The organism is Streptomyces yangpuensis (assembly GCF_001005295.1).
Taxonomy (GTDB): Bacteria; Actinomycetota; Actinomycetes; order Streptomycetales; family Streptomycetaceae; genus Streptomyces; species Streptomyces yangpuensis.
This window is the reverse complement of sequence record NZ_LBMK01000006.1, coordinates 211,110-227,132: the sequence shown is the minus strand read 5'-3', so window position 1 is coordinate 227,132 and position 16,023 is coordinate 211,110. Positions and strand designations below refer to the sequence as shown.

Here is a 16,023-nt window from a genome sequence, read left to right as displayed (position 1 = left end):
TCAGGCCCCCAGGACGCGCCGCAGGTAGTCGTTGCCGAAGACCCGGTCCGGGTCGAGGCGGTCGCGCAGCGCGGTGAACTCGCCGAAGCGCGGGTAGATCCGGGAGAAGTACGCGGCGTCCCGGGTGTGCACCTTGCCCCAGTGCGGGCGCCCGCCGTGCGCGGTGAAGATCTGCTCGGCCGCGGTGAAGTACGCCTGGTACGGGGTGCCCCGGTACATGTGCACCGCGATGTAGGCCGTGTCGCGCCCCGAGGCCGTGGACAGCGCGATGTCGTCCGCCGGGGCCGTCCGGACCTCCACCGGGAAGCTGATCCGCAGCCGGGAGCGGTCGACCATCGCCCGCAGCTCCCGCAGCGCCTCCACCACGGCCTCGCGCGGGAGGGCGTACTCCATCTCCACGAACCGCACCCGGCGCGGGCTGGTGAACACCTTGTACGGGATGTCGGTGTAGGTGCGCGCCGACAGGGCACGGCTGGCCACGCGGGCGATGGAGGGGATGGTGGCCGGGACCGCGCGGCCCAGTGTGTTGACGGCCTGGAAGAGGCCGTTGGAGAGCAGCTCGTCCTCGATCCAGCCGCTGACCGGGCCGGGCGGGGCGGCGGGGCCCTGGCTGCGGTTGTTGCGCTTGGTGTTGCAGTTGCCGGTGTGCGGGAACCAGTAGAACTCGAAGTGCTCGTTCTCCGCGAAGTGCTCCTCGAACTCCGCGGTCACCCGGTCGAAGCCCATGGGCTCTTCACGGGCGGTCAGGAAGAAGAGCGGCTCCACGGCGAAGGTGATCGCGGTGACGATGCCGAGCGCGCCGATGCCCACCCGGGCCGCGGCGAAGACCTCGGGGTTCTCCTTCTCCGAGCAGACCAGCAGCTCGCCGTCCGCGGTGACCAGTTCCATGGAGCGGATCTGGGCGGCGATGGAGGCCGAGTCGCGGCCGGTGCCGTGGGTGCCGGTGCTCGTGGCGCCGGAGACCGTCTGCTCCATGATGTCGCCCATGTTGGTGAGCGAGAGGCCCTCGGCGGCGAGGGCCCGGTTGAGGTCCTTCAGGGCCGTGCCCGCCGCCACCGTGACGGTGCCCGCGGCGCGGTCGACCGAGCGGATCCCCGCCAGCGCCTGGGGCCGTACGAGGACCCCGTCGGTCGCGGCGGCCGCGGTGAAGGAGTGGCCGGTGCCGACCGCCTTCACCCGCAGCCCGTCCTCGGCGGCCCGGCGGACCGCCTCCTGGAGCTCCCCGACCGATGCCGGGGTCACCACGCGGGTGGGCGTGGCGGTGACGTTGCCCGCCCAGTTACGCCACGCGGTCGCCGTGCTGCCGTTCCGTGCTGTCGCCGTCCCCATCGGTTGCAGGCTCCTCCCCTTGCGCCGGCCTCGTCAGCCGGCGGTATCCCGCGAACGCAACCGCCGCCGCGGCCGCCCCCGCCGAGAGGGAGACGACGTACCCGGTCCGTGCACCGGCGGCGTCGACGACCCAGCCGGTCACGGAGGACCCGAGCGCGATACCGACCGCGAGGCCGGTGCTGATCCAGGTCATGCCCTCGGTCAGCTTCGCGTGTGGTACGTGCGCCTCGATCAGGGCCATCGTGGTGATCATCGTGGGAGCGATGGCGAGGCCCGAGACGAAGAGCGCCACGGCCAGAATCGGAAGGTTCCCGGCCAGTAGGAGGGGGATCATACTCACGGCCATCGCACTGATGCCCACCACCCAGCGAGGTTCGGCCTTGCCCTTGAAGTGCAGCAGGCCGAAGACGATCCCCGCGAGGCAGGAGCCGAAGGCCCACACGGCGAGGAAGATGCCGCCGAGGGACTTGCTGCCGTGCTCCTCGGCGAAGGCGAGGGTGGCCACGTCCACGGAGCCGAAGATCGCGCCGGTCGCCACGAAGGTCGCCACGAGTACCTGCAGGCCGGGGGAGCGCAGCGCGGACGAGAGGTCCGAGTGCTCGTGCCGCGGATGCGGCTTCGGCTCGGTGGCCGTCAGGGCCGTCAGCCACCACACGCCCGTCACGAGGAAGACGACGGCGACCACGGGGCCGGCCTCGGGGAACCAGCCGGCCGAGAGCGTGGCGGCGAGGGGCGGACCCACGATGAAGCAGACCTCGTCGAGGATGGACTCGAAGGAGTAGGCCGTGTGCAGCTGGGGGGTGTCGCGGAACAGGGCCGTCCAGCGGGCCCGGACCATCGAGCCGACGCTGGGCACGCACCCGGCGACGACGGCGAAGACGAAGAGCGTCCAGCTCGGCCAGCCCCGGGCGGCGGCGGCCAGCAGGCCGGTCACCGAGGCGGCGGCGACCAGGGTGGCGGGGCGCAGCACCCGGCGCTGTCCGTGCTGGTCGACCAGCCGGGAGACCTGGGGGCCCACAGCGGCGGCGGACAGGGCGATGGTGGCGGTGATCCCGCCGGCGAGGGCGTAGCTGCCGCCCAGCTCGGTGATCATCGTGAGGACACCGATGCCCACCATGGACAGCGGCATCCGGCCTATGAGGCCGGCGGCTGTGAACCCCTTGGTGCCGGGGGTCGCGAATATCGCGCGGTAGGGACTGGGCACGCTGCCCTCCGTAAGGGACTGGATTGGCTCACACAGGTTACGTCTGCCAGTGAAGCGCGCGCACGGGAATGCGACGGGCAGGAACTTAGGGTGACCTTACCTGTCATCCGGGGTGTGAGACGGACCCGGGTCCGTTACCGGGGGCAGCGGCCGGGTGGCAGGATTCGAGGCATGTCAGACCAGTTCCGTGCCCCCGGCGCCGAGTCCGCCGCCCCGTACGACGCACTCCTGCTGCTCTCCTTCGGCGGCCCCGAAGGACCCGACGACGTCGTGCCGTTCCTGGAGAACGTCACCCGCGGGCGCGGCATCCCGCGCGAGCGGCTCAAGGAGGTCGGGCAGCACTACTTCGGTTTCGGCGGGGTCAGCCCGATCAACCGGCAGAACCGCGAGCTGCTCGACGCGCTGCGCAAGGACTTCGCCGGTCACGGGCTGGACCTGCCGGTCTACTGGGGCAACCGGAACTGGGCCCCCTACCTGAACGACGTGATGCGCGAGATGGCCGCCGACGGCCGCCGCCGGATCGCGGTCCTCGCCACCAGCGCCTACGCCTCGTACTCGGGCTGCCGGCAGTACCGCGAGAACCTGGCCGACGCCCTGGCCGCGCTGGAGCAGGAGGGCGTGGAGCCGCCGCGCGTCGACAAGCTGCGGCACTACTTCAACCACCCCGGCTTCGTGGAGCCCATGATCGACGGCGTGGTGGCCTCGCTCGACGCGCTCCCCGAGGAGGTACGCGCCGGCGCGCACCTCGCCTTCACCACGCACTCCATCCCGACCGCCGCCGCCGACACCTCCGGCCCCGTCCCGGACCACACCGAGGGCGGTGAGGGCGGCGCGTACGTCAAGCAGCACCTCGACGTCGCCCGGGTGATCGCCGACGAGGTCGCGGTGCGCACCGGCGTCGCCCGCCCCTGGCGGCTCGTCTACCAGTCCCGCAGCGGCGCCCCGCACATCCCGTGGCTGGAGCCGGACATCTGCGACCACCTGGAGACCCTGCACGCCGAGGGCGCCCCCGCCGTGGTCATGGTCCCCATCGGCTTCGTCTCCGACCACATGGAAGTCCTGTACGACCTGGACACCGAGGCCACCGCCAAGGCCGCCGAACTGGGCCTGCCCGTCGCGCGCTCCGCGACCGTCGGCGCCGACCCGCGCTTCGCCGAGGCCGTACGGGAGCTCGTCCTGGAGCGGGCCGCCAAGGAGCGCGGCGAGGCGGCGCAGGAGTGCTGGGTGGGCACGCTCGGACAGAGCCACGACCTGTGCGCGGTGGGCTGCTGCCCGGCGCGGGCCCCGCGGCCGGCCGCCGCGGGCGCGGACAGCCCGTACGCCTAGGAAGAGGAGGGGAACCGTGATCTCCGAAGAACTGAAGGCCGAACTGCTGGCGGTCGGCATGGAGGCCGCCCGGCAGGCCGGGGCCCTGCTGCGCGACGGCCGGCCGGCCGATCTGGCGGTGGCGGCGACGAAGAGCAGCCCCATCGACGTGGTGACCGAGATGGACATCGCGGCGGAGAAGCTGATCACCGGCATCCTCGCCGAGCGGCGCCCCGAGGACGGGCTGCTGGGCGAGGAGGGCGCGGACAGCCCGGGGACCAGCGGGGTGCGGTGGGTCGTCGACCCGCTGGACGGCACCGTGAACTACCTCTACGGACTTCCCAGCTGGGGCGTGTCCGTCGCCGCCGAGTACGAGGGCGAGACCGTGGTGGGCGTCGTGGCGGCGCCGATGCGCGGCGAGGTCTACCACGCCGTCCTCGGCGGCGGCGCCTGGCTGGGCCCGGCACGCCTCGCCTGCCGTCCGGCCGCCCCGCTGGACCAGGCGCTGGTGGGGACCGGGTTCGCCTACGTCCAGACCCGGCGGGCGCACCAGGCCGACGTGGCGCAGCGGATCATCCCGCTGGTGCGGGACATCAGGCGGGGCGGCTCGGCGGCGCTGGACCTGTGCGACGTGGCCGCGGGACGCCTGGACGGCTACTACGAGCGCGGCCTGAACCCCTGGGACCTGGCCGCCGGGGAGCTGATCGCCCGCGAGGCGGGGGCCGCGACCGGCGGCCGCCCGGGGGAGCCGGCCTCGGGCGAGCTGGCCCTGGCCGCCACCCCGGCGGTGTTCGCCTCGCTCCAGCCGCTGCTGGAGGAGGCCGGGGCCTGGCACGACTGAGCGCGGCCGGACGTGCGTGGACCCCGGCCGCCCGAGGGGGCGGCCGGGGTCCACGCACGTTCTGGAGCCGGCGCTCAGCAGCCGTCCGGCAGACCGGTCAGCAGGCGGGAACGCAGGCCGAGACCGGGACGCCGTGCTCGGCGGCCAGGCGCTGCAGGTCTTCCAGCTCCGCCTGTTCCACTTCCGCGAGGAAGTCGTCGCCCGTCTCACGGGCGTGCCTGAGATCCGACTGCGTGGCCCTGATGCGCTGCAGGAGACCCGCGCTGAATGCGTCCATGATGGGTTCGCCCCCTCTTCGTGGGTCGGCGGCGGCACGTGGCGATACCGCCGTCAGGGAGTGGATGGGGTGTTCTCACGTCCTCCCCGGCACCCTGGCCTCAGAAACCTCTCGGGGCGAGGGAATCCTCACTTCCGCCCCGTGAGCCCCCGCAGGACCCGTCTTACAGCCGGTTTACGGCCGAAACGGGCAGGATGTACGACGCAATACACGTGTGCCCTTCTGGGCTCGGAGGAAGGAAACGACGTGCGCGTACTCGTCGTCGAGGACGAGCAGCTGCTCGCCGATGCGGTGGCCACCGGCCTGCGCCGGGAGGCCATGGCCGTGGACGTCGTGTACGACGGCGCCGCCGCCCTGGAGCGGGTCGGCGTGAACGACTACGACGTGGTGGTGCTCGACCGGGACCTCCCGCTCGTCCACGGTGACGACGTCTGCCGGAAGATCGTCGAGCTCGGCATGCCCACCCGGGTGCTGATGCTGACCGCCTCCGGCGACGTGAGCGACCGCGTGGAGGGCCTGGAGCTCGGGGCGGACGACTACCTGCCCAAGCCCTTCGCCTTCACCGAGCTCACCGCCCGGGTGCGGGCGCTCGGCCGGCGCACCACCGTCGCGCTGCCGCCCGTACTGGAGCGGGCCGGCATCAAGCTGGACCCGAACCGGCGCGAGGTGTTCCGTGAGGGCCGCGAGGTGCAGCTGGCCCCGAAGGAGTTTGCGGTCCTGGAGGTCCTCATGCGCAGCGAGGGGACCGTGGTCTCCGCCGAGCAGCTGCTGGAGAAGGCCTGGGACGAGAACACCGACCCGTTCACCAACGTGGTGCGTGTGACGGTGATGACCCTGCGCCGCAAGCTGGGCGAGCCGCCCGTCATCGTGACGGTGCCCGGTTCCGGATACCGGATCTGACCGCATGGCGACCACTCCGGCGCCACCGGCGGCGCCACCGAAACCGACCTGGGACCCCGGCCAGCCCGAGGGTCCCTTCCCGTGGCTGAGGCCGACCATCCGGATACGCCTCACCCTGCTCTACGGCGGGATGTTCCTGATCGCGGGCATCCTGCTGCTGTCGATCATCTACCTGCTGGCGGCCCAGGCCCTGCGGCAGGGCAACGCCCTGCCGTTCCAGATCGTCGGCGGCCAGGTGAAGGTCACCAGCAGTTCCTGCCCGGGAGTGGTGGGGCTCGAACTCACGCCCGACCAGTTCAACGCGGCGATCGGCCAGTGCATCCTCGAACAGCGCAGGCACGCCCTGGACGACCTGCTGAGCCGCTCGCTGATGGCCCTGCTGGGGCTGAGCATCATCGCCTTCGCCTTCGGCTACGCGATGGCCGGCCGGGTGCTCTCGCCGCTGGGCAAGATCACCCGTACCGCCCGCCGCGTGGTCGGCTCCGACCTGACCCGGCGGATCGAGCTGGACGGGCCGGACGACGAGCTCAAGGAGCTCGCCGACACCTTCGACGAGATGCTCGACCGGCTGGAGCGGGCCTTCACGGCCCAGCAGCGGTTCGTCGCCAACGCCTCGCACGAGCTGCGGACGCCGCTGGCGATCAACCGGACCCTGCTGGAGGTGCACCTGTCGGACCCGGGCGCCCCGGTGGAGCTCCAGCAGCTCGGCAAGACCCTGCTCGCCACCAACGAGCGCAGCGAGCAGCTGGTCGAGGGCCTGCTGCTGCTGGCCCGCAGCGAGAACCAGATCGTCGAGCGCAAGCCCGTGGACCTGGCGGAGGTCGCCTCGCGCGCCGTCGACCAGGTGCGCGGCGAGGCCGAGGCCAAGGGTGTGGAGATCCGCGGCGAGCGCGCGCCGGCCGTCGTGCAGGGCAACGGCGTCCTGCTGGAGCGGATCGCCCTCAACCTGGTGCAGAACGCCGTCCGGTACAACGTGCCGGAGGACGGCTGGGTGGAGGTCACCACCGAGGCCCAGCACGGCCAGGCGGTGCTCCTGGTGTCGAACACGGGTCCCGTGGTTCCCGCGTACGAGGTGGACAACCTCTTCGAACCGTTCAGGCGGCTGCGTACGGAGCGTACGGGCAGTGACAAGGGTGTCGGGCTGGGTCTGTCGATCGCGCGCTCTGTGGCGCGCGCACACGGCGGCAGGATCCAGGCGATGCCCCGGGAGGGCGGTGGCCTCGTGATGCGTGTCACTCTGCCTTTGTGAGAGCCTCACCCCGTGTTCGCTTTTGGCTGAATTCATGGCCTCTGAATACATCCACCCCTGTGTGATCGATCACAGTGGCCGGTGTCCAGGCCTGTGCGTTCGGTGACTCGGGGGAGGCCGGAACGCCCGGGACGTCCGGGTTTCCGGCCCCCCGAATGGCGGGAAATACACGGGGTGGCGTTTGTGCAAGACGGCGCCCGGACCGTGTACGGTCCCGGTCGTCATCCCAGCCGATCGCCCCTCCAGGCGGGCGGCTGGGTGTCGATTGAGTAACAGACCTTGATGTGAGGCAAAATCTCCGCCTCAGGTCGGGCACAAGTCCGGCCTCTCGTGCGTTACGTGCGCTGAGACACCGCTAACACCCAGAGGGGGAGAGCGAACAATGGCAACGGACTACGACACCCCGCGCAAGACCGACGACGACGTTGACAACGACAGCATCGAAGAGCTGAAGGCTCGACGCAATGAGAAGTCGTCCTCGTCCGTCGACATGGACGAATTCGACTCGGCCGAGAGCCTGGAGCTTCCCGGTGCGGACCTCTCCAACGAGGAGCTGGCCGTTCGGGTCCTGCCCAAGCAGGCCGACGAGTTCACCTGCATGAGCTGCTTCCTGGTGCACCACCGCAGCCAGCTGGCGCGCGAGAAGAACGGCCAGCCGATCTGTCGCGACTGCGACTGAGAGGCGTCGGCCGTGGCTGGCTCGACACCGTTTCGGAAGGGCATCTTCCGGAAGCAAGGTGATCCGGCGGAGACGCAGGTGGTGACCACGGACCCGGAGACGGGTCCCGAAGCCCCCGGCGGCTCCGCCAGTGCGGCACTCGCCGTTCCCTCCGCCGCCGCCCTGGCGGCGTCGGACGCGGAGCCCGGCGACGGGCCCCGGCGCGGCCCCGGCGGCCGCCGGCTGCAAGCCGTCAGGAACGGCGTGCGCAAGGGCGGCGAAGGCGTGCGCGGCGCCGCCCTCTACGTCACCGACAGGATCATCGAGAACGCACCGCGCGTTCCCGTCCGGGACCTCGCGACGCTGCGCGCGCAGTTCCCCGGCCTCGGCCCCGACCAGCTGGCCGACAAGCTGATCTCGGGCGCCTGCGCCGCCTCGGCGACCGTCGGGGCGAGCATCGGCGCGGCGGCCATGCTGCCCGTGCCGCCCGCGATGCCCGCCGAACTCGCGGCGGAGATCACCGGCGTCGCGGCGATCGAGCTGAAGCTCATCGCGGAACTCCACGAGGTCTACGGCCGGCGGCCGCACGGCAACCTCAAGGAGCGCACGTTCGCCTACCTGACGGCGTGGACCGAGGAGCGCGGGGTGGACCTGACCAGGCCCACCACGCTGAACGCGGCGCTCGGCGGCCAGATGAAGCGCGAACTGCGCCAGCAGATCCTCAAGCGGATGATCCGCAGCCTGCCGAACCTCATGCCGTTCATGGTGGGCGCGGCGGTCGGAGCGGTCATGAACCGCCGCGACACCCGCAAACTCGCCGAGAAGGTCCGTGGAGACCTGCGCAGGCAGGCGGTGGCCTGGGAGGCCCTGCGCGCCCTGCCGCCCCTGGAACGGCCCCTGGAGCCCCTTCCCGAGGCCACCAGGGCAGCCCTGGAGGGTCCGGAGTACCTCACGCGCGACTGACGCACTCCGCCCGAAGCGGCCGGGCGGCGGCTCCGGGCAGGTGCCGTCAGGCCGCCCGCGCCGCGCGCAGGGCCGCGACCAGGGCCTGCGGCTCGCGGGTGGAGACGTAGACGTACGGGGTCGGGTCGGCGGCGTCGGTGACCTCGATGCGGACCGCCGTCGGCACGTAGCTGCGCATCAGCATGAAGGCCCGGGTGTCCGCCTTGTACGTACGCCAGGCGCGTGCCTCCTCGGCGTCCAGGATCTCCGGCTCGCCCAGCGCCGACACCGGGATCCGCGCGTCGCCGACGGCCAGCGCCCCGTTCATCACGCGCACGCGCGCGGACCCGTACGAGCTCACCAGCAGACCGGCCAGCGCGGTGCCCCCGACGAGGCCGGCCAGCAGCGGCAGCGTGCCCAGGGGCAGCAGCATCAGCGCGCCCGCGAGGCCGGTCATGACGGCGATGCCCCACCAGGAGCGGGGGGCGGTCAGGCGTTCGTCGTGGTGCGCGGTGGAGAGCTGCATGCCGTCAAGCCTGCCACGAGGCGACCGGCGGGTAGCCGCGCGGGTAAGGTCTGCGGCTGTGAGTGGACGAAACACAGCGTTGACGCCCCCGGCCGATGCCGCCGCACCAGTCCGGCACCCCGACGCGCCCGCACCCGGTGAGCTCCTCGGTGCCCACTACGAGCACTGCTTTGGCTGCGGCGGGGGCCAGCCGCACGGACTCCACCTGGAGGCCCGGGCCGGCGACGGCGTGCGCGTCACCGCCGAGTTCACTGTCAAGCCCGCCCACCAGGGCGCGCCCGGGCTCGCCCACGGCGGGGTGCTCGCCACCGCACTCGACGAGACGCTGGGCTCGCTGAACTGGCTGCTGCGCGTGATCGCCGTGACCGGACGGCTGGAGACGGACTTCGTGCGGCCGGTGCCCGTGGGTACCCTGCTGCACCTGGACGCCGAGGTCACCGCCGTCGCCGGCCGTAAGATCTACTGCACGGCGGTGGGCCGGATAGGCGGGCCGGAGGGCGAGGTCGCGGTCCGCGCCGACGCGCTCTTCATCGAAGTGAAGGTCGACCACTTCATCGACAACGGACGGCCCGAGGAGATCCAGGCGGCCATGGCCGACCCGGACCAGGTCAGGCGCGCACGCGCCTTTGAGGTGAACCCCTGATGTCCCTGAACAGCAACGGATCCCGCCACGACGTCGACGTGCTGATTCGTCGCGTCGACCCGGAGGTTCCCATTCCGGCGTACGGTCACCCCGGTGACGCCGGCTGCGACCTCGTCACCACCGAGGCCGCCGTGCTGGAGCCCGGTGAGCGCGCGGTGCTGCCCACCGGGGTGGCGATCGCCCTGCCCGACGGGTACGCGGCCTTCGTGCACCCGCGGTCGGGCCTGGCCGCGCGCTGCGGGCTCGCGCTCGTGAATGCCCCGGGGACGGTGGATGCCGGGTACCGTGGAGAGATCAAGGTGATCGTGGTCAATCTCGACCCTCGCGAGAGCGTCCGGTTCGAGCGTTTCGACCGCATTGCCCAGCTGGTTGTCCAGCGGGTCGAGAAGGTGCGCTTCCACGAGGTGGCGGAACTTCCCGGCTCGGCCCGGGCCGAGGGGGGTTTCGGCTCCACCGGCGGTCATGCGGCCGTGGCCGGATCCGGGGCTGGTCAGCAGGGTGGGAATGGCTACGCTTCGGTCGTAACCGACCGGGAAGGACAGTGACGTGTTCGGACGTCGCAAGAAGAACGACTCCGCCAAGGACGGCGGCGCGGCCGAGCAGGTCGTAGACGGCGTCGCCGCTTCTGAGCAGGACGGCGCGGGCGAGCCGGAAGAGGCCGCCCCGCGCCGGATCAACCTGCCCCCGGCCCCGCGGCCGGACGGCCCGTGGGACGTCTCCGAGGTGCTCGGGAACCCGGCCGACGGCCGGGTCGACCTGGGCGGCATCTTCGTACCCGGTGTCGACGGCATGGAACTGCGCGTCGAGGTGGCCGGGGACGCGATCGTGGCCGCCACGGTGGTCCTGGGCGACAGTGCCGTGCAGCTGCAGGCCTTCGCCGCGCCCAAGAAGGAGGGCATCTGGGGCGAGGTCCGCGACGAGATCGCCGCGGGCATCACCCAGCAGGGCGGCATCATCGACGAGGTCCAGGGCTCGCTGGGCTGGGAGCTGCGCGCGCAGGTCCCCGTCCCGCTGCCGGACGGGCAGACCGGCGCCCAGCTGGTCCGCTTCGTCGGCGTCGACGGCCCGCGCTGGTTCCTGCGGGGCGTCATCTCCGGCCAGGGCGCGGTGCGCCCCGAGTCGGCGGGCGTGCTGGAGCAGATCTTCCGGGACACCGTCGTCGTCCGCGGCGACGGCCCGATGGCCCCGCGCGACCCGATCGTCCTGAAGCTGCCGAACGACGCCCAGATGGTGCCGGACGGCGTGCAGACGACGGAAGAGCAGGAAGGCTCCCGCTTCGGCGGCGGCATGGGCCAGCTCGAGCGCGGCCCGGAGATCACCGAGGTCCGCTGAGGCCGGCCGACCCGGACCGCCCCCGCGCACAGGGGGCGCGTCGTGCTCCGCAGCCGGTGGGCCCCACTCCTTCGGGTGGGGCCCACCGGCTTTCGCATGCCGCTGCCCGGCCGCGGCGGTGCGGCGCCCGCGCCGCGTCAGGGATCCGTCAGAGATCGGCCCGGGGCCCGTGATCGGTGCGTACGCGGTCCGGACGTCCCCGAGAATGAGCCCATGGGACGCGGCAAGCTCAGGATCTACCTCGGCGCGGCACCCGGTGTGGGCAAGACCTACGCGATGCTCTCCGAGGGGCACCGCAGGGCGGAGCGCGGCGCGGACTGCGTCGTCGGCTTCGTCGAACACCACGGGCGGCCGCGGACCGAGGTCATGCTCCACGGCCTCGAACAGGTCGAACGCAGGACCCTGCGCCACCGCGGCGCCTCCTTCACCGAGATGGACGTGGACGCGCTCCTCGCCCGAAGGCCGGCCATCGCACTCGTGGACGAGCTCGCGCACACCAACGTCCCCGGCTCGCGCAACGCCAAGCGCTGGCAGGACGTGGAGGAGCTGCTGCGCGCCGGCATCGACGTGGTGTCCACCGTCAACATCCAGCACCTGGAGTCCCTCGGGGACGTGGTCGGGTCGATCACCGGGGTGCGGCAGCGGGAGACCGTGCCCGACGAGGTCGTCCGCCGCGCCGACCAGGTCGAGCTCGTCGACATGTCGCCGCAGGCGCTGCGCCGGCGCATGGCGCACGGGAACATATACAAGCCCGAGAAGGTGGACGCGGCCCTCTCGAACTACTTCCGGCCCGGCAACCTCACCGCCCTGCGCGAGCTCGCGCTGCTGTGGGTGGCCGACCGGGCGGACGAGTACCTCCAGCAGTACCGGGGCGAGCACGGCATCCGTTCGACCTGGCAGGCGCGGGAGCGGATCGTCGTCGGGCTCACCGGCGGGCCCGAGGGACGCACCCTCGTCCGGCGTGCCTCACGGATGGCGGCCAAGGGCTCGGGCAGCGAGATCCTCGCCGTCTACATCGCCCGCAGCGACGGCCTGACCGCGGCCTCGCCGAAGGAGCTCGCGGTCCAGCGGACGCTGGTCGAAGACGTCGGAGGAACGTTTCACCACGTCATCGGCGACAACATCCCCGACGCCCTGCTCGCCTTCGCGCGCGGGGTCAACGCCACCCAGATCGTGCTCGGCTCCAGCCGCCGCCGCTCCTGGCAGTACCTCTTCGGTCCCGGTGTCGGCGCCGGCGTGGCCCGCGACTCGGGACCCGACCTCGACGTCCACATCGTCACCCACGAGGAGGCCGCCAAGGGACGCGGCCTGCCCGTCGCCCGCTCCGCGGCCCAGCTCGGCCGCAACCGGGTGCTGGCCGGCTGGGTGGTCGGAACGGCCTTCCCCGTGCTGCTGTGCCTGCTGCTCACGCACATCCAGGCCGACCTCGGGCTCGCCAACGACATGCTGCTGTTCCTGGCGCTGACGGTGACCGCCGCGCTGCTGGGCGGGCTCCGGCCGGCCCTCGCCTCCGCCGCCCTCGGTTCGCTGCTCTTGAACTACTTCTTCGCGCCGCCGCTGCACCGGCTCACCGTCTCCGACCCCAGGAACATCGTCGCCATCACCGTCTTCTTCGGCGTGGCCGTCTCGGTCGCCTCGGTGGTGGACCTCGCCGCCCGGCGCACCCACCAGGCCGCCCGGCTGCGCGCCGAGTCCGAGATCCTCTCCTTCCTCGCCGGGAGCGTGCTGCGGGGGGAGACCACCCTGGACGCGCTGCTGGAACGGGTGCGCGAGACCTTCGCCATGGAATCGGTGGCCCTGCTGGAGCGGCAGAACGACCTGGAGCCATGGAAACCGGCCGGCAGCGTCGGCCCCCACCCCGTCGCCCGGCCCGAGGACGCCGATGTGGACATGCCCATCGGCGACCACATGGCACTGGCCCTCTCCGGACGGGTCCTGCCCGCCGAGGACCGCCGGGTGCTCGGTGCCTTCGCCGCCCAGGCGGCCGTGGTCCTGGACCGCCAGCGGCTGGTCGGCGAGGCGGAGGAGGCCCGCCGGCTGGCCGAGGGCAACCGGATCCGGACCGCCCTGCTGGCCGCCGTCAGCCATGACCTGCGGACCCCGCTGGCCTCCATCAAGGCCTCCGTGACCTCACTGCGCTCCGACGACGTGGAATGGTCGGACGAGGACCGGGCCGAACTCCTGGAGGGCATCGAGGACGGGGCCGACCGCCTCGACCACCTGGTGGGCAACCTGCTGGACATGTCACGGTTGCAGACCGGGACCGTCACCCCGCTGATCCGGGAGATCGACCTCGACGAGGTGGTCCCGATGGCGCTGGGCGGCGTACCGGAGGACAGCGTGCTGCTGGACGTGCCCGAGTCGCTCCCCATGGTGGCGGTGGATCCCGGTCTGCTGGAACGGGCCGTGGCCAACGTCGTGGAGAACGCCGTCAAGTACAGCCCGGCCGGAAATCCGGTGCTGGTGGCGGCCAGCTGCCTCGGCGACCGCGTCGAGGTGCGGGTCGTCGACCGCGGCCCGGGCGTCCCCGACGAGGCCAAGGACCGGATCTTCGCCCCTTTCCAGCGGTACGGGGACGCGCCGCGCGGCGCCGGAGTGGGCCTCGGGCTGGCCGTCGCCCGGGGATTCACGGAGTCCATGGACGGCACCCTCGCCGCCGAGGACACCCCCGGCGGCGGGCTGACCATGGTGCTGACCCTGCGCGCCGTGCCCCACCGCCCCCCGCCGGCCCGTGGCACGGTGGACGCCGACGGAAGCGGCGGCGAGGACGGCCCCCGAGCCCCCGGTGCGGACGCACCGCAGACCGGTCACGACCGTGACCGGAGAACGCGACAGAAGGCAGGACCTCAATGACCCGGGTGCTCGTGGTGGACGACGAGCCGCAGATCGTCCGAGCCCTCGTGATCAATCTCAAGGCACGCAAGTACGAGGTCGACGCGGCGACCGACGGCGCGAGCGCACTGGAACTCGCGGCAGCCCGCCACCCCGACGTGGTCGTCCTCGACCTCGGCCTGCCGGACATGGACGGGGTGGAGGTGATCAAGGGGCTGCGCGGCTGGACCCGCGTACCCATCCTGGTCCTGTCCGCCCGGCACAGCTCCGACGAGAAGGTCGAGGCCCTCGACGCGGGCGCCGACGACTACGTGACCAAGCCCTTCGGGATGGACGAACTGCTGGCCCGGCTGCGCGCCGCCGTCCGCCGCGCCGAACCGGCCGCCGGGTCCGGCGAGGACGAGGTGGTCGTGGCGACGGAGGGCTTCACGGTGGACCTGGCCGCCAAGAAGGCGGTGCGTGAGGGACGCGACGTACGGCTGACGCCCACCGAGTGGCACCTGCTGGAGGTCCTGGTCCGCAACGGCGGCAAACTGGTCAGCCAGAAGCAGCTGCTCCAGGAGGTCTGGGGTCCGTCCTACGGCACCGAGACCAACTATCTGCGGGTCTACATGGCCCAGTTGCGGCGCAAGCTGGAAGCGGACCCCTCACGTCCGCGGCACTTCATCACCGAACCGGGCATGGGATACCGCTTCGAGCGGTAGTCGGCGCGCCGGTAGGCTTTCCTGTATGAGTGCTGAACCGCGTCCCGAGAAGCCCGCACGGCCGGCCAGGCCGGCGGGCCGGTTCCGCCGGATGATCGAGCGGCTGTCGACCTCGCAGGAGGAGCTGCATTCGGCGGAGCTGCAGGAGGACGCAGAAGCCGCGGGCTGTACGCGGATCTGCGACTGCGACGACCGCCAGATAGTCAAGGTGACCGGCACCCTGCGTACGGTCACACTGCGGCCCAGAGCGGGCGTCCCCGCCCTGGAGGCGGAGCTGTTCGACGGCTCCGGCGCGCTGGACGTGGTCTGGCTCGGGCGTCGCTCGATCGTGGGAATCGAGCCCGGGCGACGCATGATCGCCTCGGGGCGCATCTCGCTGAGTCACGGCCGTCGGGTGCTGTTCAACCCGAAGTACGAACTCCGACCGCTCGGACAGGAGCAGTAACCGGCGATGTCACTCGACAAACCGACCAACCCGGAGCCCGGCGCCGAGGCGTCAGCGGCGCCCGAAGCGTCAGTGGCGCACGTGGCGCACGAGGCGCACGTGGCGCACGAGGCCTCCGCGGACCAGAAGGCCGTGACCCAGGCGGCGCTGTTCGACGCGTTCGGAGGCGTCCGGGGCACCGTGGAGACGATGCTCCCCGGGCTGCTCTTCGTGATGATCTACACGATCAACAAGGACGTGAAGATGTCCGCCATCGCGGCGGGCGCGGTCGCCGTGCTGCTGGTGATCGTGCGGCTGCTGCGCAAGGACACGGTGAAGCACGCGTTCAGCGGGGTCTTCGGCGTGGGCGTGGGCGTGGCCTTCGCCCTCTTCACGGGCAGCGCGAAAGGTTTCTACCTGCCCGGCATGATCTACGGCGTCGGCCTGGGCGTGGCCTTCACGGTCTCGGCGCTGGTGGGCTTCCCGCTGCTGGGCGTGATCCTCGGCCCGGTCTTCAAGGAGAACCTCTCCTGGCGCACCCGCAACCCGGGGCGCAAGAAGGCGTACACCAAGGCCAGCCTGGCCTGGGGGCTGATCTTCCTCGCCAAGTACGCGATCCTCTTCCCGCTGTACTGGTGGGGCGACGCGACGCAGCTGGGCTGGGTGCTGATCGCGCTGAAGCTCCCGCCGATGGTGCTCGCCGTGTACTTCACCTGGGTCTTCCTGGCGAAGGCGCCGCCGCCGATCGATGTGATCGCGGAGTGGGAGGCCAGGGAAGCGGCCGAGGAGGCACGCAAGGCGCCGTCCCACCGGAAGCCCTGACCGGGCCGGTATGCGACGAACGACCGCAGGGGCGG

At 72.0% G+C, this 16,023-nt stretch carries 17 protein-coding genes; 13 read left to right on the top strand and 4 right to left on the bottom strand.

The window, feature by feature from the left end; genetic code table 11:
* Entirely contained in the window at positions 1 to 1,329 is a 1,329-nt protein-coding gene (locus AAT21_RS27435) for a D-arabinono-1,4-lactone oxidase (RefSeq protein ID WP_046779613.1), read from the bottom strand.
* Positions 1,280 to 2,533, bottom strand: a complete 1,254-nt coding sequence (locus AAT21_RS27430) for an MFS transporter (RefSeq protein ID WP_046779612.1) — start codon at positions 2,531 to 2,533, stop codon at positions 1,280 to 1,282. The genes AAT21_RS27435 and AAT21_RS27430 overlap by 50 nt, the downstream gene beginning before the upstream one ends.
* Positions 2,534 to 2,704: 171 nt before the next feature.
* Between AAT21_RS27430 and AAT21_RS27425 the strand changes: the two genes are divergently transcribed.
* The gene (locus AAT21_RS27425) at positions 2,705 to 3,859 is read left to right on the top strand and encodes a ferrochelatase (RefSeq protein WP_046779611.1); all 1,155 of its coding nucleotides are present in this window, start codon (positions 2,705 to 2,707) and stop codon (positions 3,857 to 3,859) included.
* Between the two features lie 58 nt (positions 3,860 to 3,917).
* Positions 3,918 to 4,679, top strand: a complete 762-nt coding sequence (locus tag AAT21_RS27420) for an inositol monophosphatase family protein (protein ID WP_412180348.1) — start codon at positions 3,918 to 3,920, stop codon at positions 4,677 to 4,679.
* Between the two features lie 97 nt (positions 4,680 to 4,776).
* Here AAT21_RS27420 and AAT21_RS27415 read toward each other — a convergent pair whose 3' ends face one another.
* The gene (locus tag AAT21_RS27415) at positions 4,777 to 4,956 is read right to left on the bottom strand and encodes a hypothetical protein (RefSeq protein WP_046779610.1); all 180 of its coding nucleotides are present in this window, start codon (positions 4,954 to 4,956) and stop codon (positions 4,777 to 4,779) included.
* A 246-nt stretch (positions 4,957 to 5,202) separates the two neighbouring features.
* Here AAT21_RS27415 and AAT21_RS27410 point away from each other — a divergent pair, with 246 nt between their 5' ends.
* The 4 genes from AAT21_RS27410 to AAT21_RS27395 all read left to right on the top strand — a co-directional run bounded on the left by AAT21_RS27410 (position 5,203) and on the right by AAT21_RS27395 (position 8,726).
* Complete coding sequence (locus tag AAT21_RS27410) at positions 5,203 to 5,856, top strand: response regulator transcription factor (protein ID WP_030036265.1); 654 nt, start codon at positions 5,203 to 5,205, stop codon at positions 5,854 to 5,856.
* Between the two features lie 4 nt (positions 5,857 to 5,860).
* Positions 5,861 to 7,105: a sensor histidine kinase gene (locus AAT21_RS27405; RefSeq protein ID WP_046779609.1), complete on the top strand. Its 1,245-nt coding sequence runs from the start codon at positions 5,861 to 5,863 to the stop codon at positions 7,103 to 7,105.
* Between the two features lie 382 nt (positions 7,106 to 7,487).
* Positions 7,488 to 7,784, top strand: a complete 297-nt coding sequence (locus tag AAT21_RS27400; RefSeq protein ID WP_030036261.1) for a DUF4193 domain-containing protein — start codon at positions 7,488 to 7,490, stop codon at positions 7,782 to 7,784.
* Between the two features lie 12 nt (positions 7,785 to 7,796).
* Complete coding sequence (locus AAT21_RS27395; protein ID WP_046779608.1) at positions 7,797 to 8,726, top strand: hypothetical protein; 930 nt, start codon at positions 7,797 to 7,799, stop codon at positions 8,724 to 8,726.
* A gap of 46 nt (positions 8,727 to 8,772) precedes the next feature.
* Here the strand turns inward: AAT21_RS27395 and AAT21_RS27390 are convergent, their stop codons facing one another.
* Entirely contained in the window at positions 8,773 to 9,231 is a 459-nt protein-coding gene (locus AAT21_RS27390; RefSeq protein WP_046779607.1) for a DUF3093 domain-containing protein, read from the bottom strand.
* 58 nt (positions 9,232 to 9,289) lie between these two features.
* Between AAT21_RS27390 and AAT21_RS27385 the strand changes: the two genes are divergently transcribed.
* From AAT21_RS27385 to AAT21_RS27355, 7 genes are all read left to right on the top strand, one after another.
* Positions 9,290 to 9,874 carry a PaaI family thioesterase gene (locus AAT21_RS27385; RefSeq protein WP_046779606.1) on the top strand — a complete coding sequence of 195 codons (585 nt, stop codon included), beginning with the start codon at positions 9,290 to 9,292 and terminating at the stop codon, positions 9,872 to 9,874.
* The gene (gene dut / locus AAT21_RS27380) at positions 9,874 to 10,419 is read left to right on the top strand and encodes a dUTP diphosphatase (protein ID WP_046779605.1); all 546 of its coding nucleotides are present in this window, start codon (positions 9,874 to 9,876) and stop codon (positions 10,417 to 10,419) included. The genes AAT21_RS27385 and dut overlap by 1 nt, the downstream gene beginning before the upstream one ends.
* A gap of 1 nt (position 10,420) precedes the next feature.
* Positions 10,421 to 11,206, top strand: a complete 786-nt coding sequence (locus AAT21_RS27375; RefSeq protein ID WP_046779604.1) for a DUF3710 domain-containing protein — start codon at positions 10,421 to 10,423, stop codon at positions 11,204 to 11,206.
* Between the two features lie 213 nt (positions 11,207 to 11,419).
* Positions 11,420 to 14,059: a sensor histidine kinase gene (locus AAT21_RS27370; RefSeq protein WP_079025990.1), complete on the top strand. Its 2,640-nt coding sequence runs from the start codon at positions 11,420 to 11,422 to the stop codon at positions 14,057 to 14,059.
* Complete coding sequence (locus AAT21_RS27365; RefSeq protein ID WP_046779603.1) at positions 14,056 to 14,742, top strand: response regulator; 687 nt, start codon at positions 14,056 to 14,058, stop codon at positions 14,740 to 14,742. The genes AAT21_RS27370 and AAT21_RS27365 overlap by 4 nt, the downstream gene beginning before the upstream one ends.
* Positions 14,743 to 14,767: 25 nt before the next feature.
* The gene (locus tag AAT21_RS27360; RefSeq protein WP_079025989.1) at positions 14,768 to 15,187 is read left to right on the top strand and encodes an OB-fold nucleic acid binding domain-containing protein; all 420 of its coding nucleotides are present in this window, start codon (positions 14,768 to 14,770) and stop codon (positions 15,185 to 15,187) included.
* Between the two features lie 6 nt (positions 15,188 to 15,193).
* On the top strand, positions 15,194 to 15,988 hold the full coding sequence (locus AAT21_RS27355) for a DUF3159 domain-containing protein (RefSeq protein ID WP_235439234.1): 795 nt from the start codon (positions 15,194 to 15,196) through the stop codon (positions 15,986 to 15,988).
* Positions 15,989 to 16,023: the final 35 nt, after the last annotated feature.

What these genes read in the sequence shown, in the direction of transcription:
- AAT21_RS27415 (WP_046779610.1), bottom strand. Translation starts at nt 4,956, where the DNA reads ATGGACGCATTCAGCGCGGGTCTCCTGCAGCGCATCAGGGCCACGCAG.
- AAT21_RS27435 (WP_046779613.1), bottom strand. Translation starts at nt 1,329, where the DNA reads ATGGGGACGGCGACAGCACGGAACGGCAGCACGGCGACCGCGTGGCGT.
- AAT21_RS27390 (WP_046779607.1), bottom strand. Translation starts at nt 9,231, where the DNA reads ATGCAGCTCTCCACCGCGCACCACGACGAACGCCTGACCGCCCCCCGC.
- AAT21_RS27370 (WP_079025990.1), top strand. Translation starts at nt 11,420, where the DNA reads ATGGGACGCGGCAAGCTCAGGATCTACCTCGGCGCGGCACCCGGTGTG.
- AAT21_RS27425 (WP_046779611.1), top strand. Translation starts at nt 2,705, where the DNA reads ATGTCAGACCAGTTCCGTGCCCCCGGCGCCGAGTCCGCCGCCCCGTAC.
- AAT21_RS27400 (WP_030036261.1), top strand. Translation starts at nt 7,488, where the DNA reads ATGGCAACGGACTACGACACCCCGCGCAAGACCGACGACGACGTTGAC.
- AAT21_RS27405 (WP_046779609.1), top strand. Translation starts at nt 5,861, where the DNA reads ATGGCGACCACTCCGGCGCCACCGGCGGCGCCACCGAAACCGACCTGG.
- AAT21_RS27355 (WP_235439234.1), top strand. Translation starts at nt 15,194, where the DNA reads ATGTCACTCGACAAACCGACCAACCCGGAGCCCGGCGCCGAGGCGTCA.
- AAT21_RS27365 (WP_046779603.1), top strand. Translation starts at nt 14,056, where the DNA reads ATGACCCGGGTGCTCGTGGTGGACGACGAGCCGCAGATCGTCCGAGCC.
- dut (WP_046779605.1), top strand. Translation starts at nt 9,874, where the DNA reads ATGTCCCTGAACAGCAACGGATCCCGCCACGACGTCGACGTGCTGATT.
- AAT21_RS27360 (WP_079025989.1), top strand. Translation starts at nt 14,768, where the DNA reads ATGAGTGCTGAACCGCGTCCCGAGAAGCCCGCACGGCCGGCCAGGCCG.
- AAT21_RS27420 (WP_412180348.1), top strand. Translation starts at nt 3,918, where the DNA reads ATGGAGGCCGCCCGGCAGGCCGGGGCCCTGCTGCGCGACGGCCGGCCG.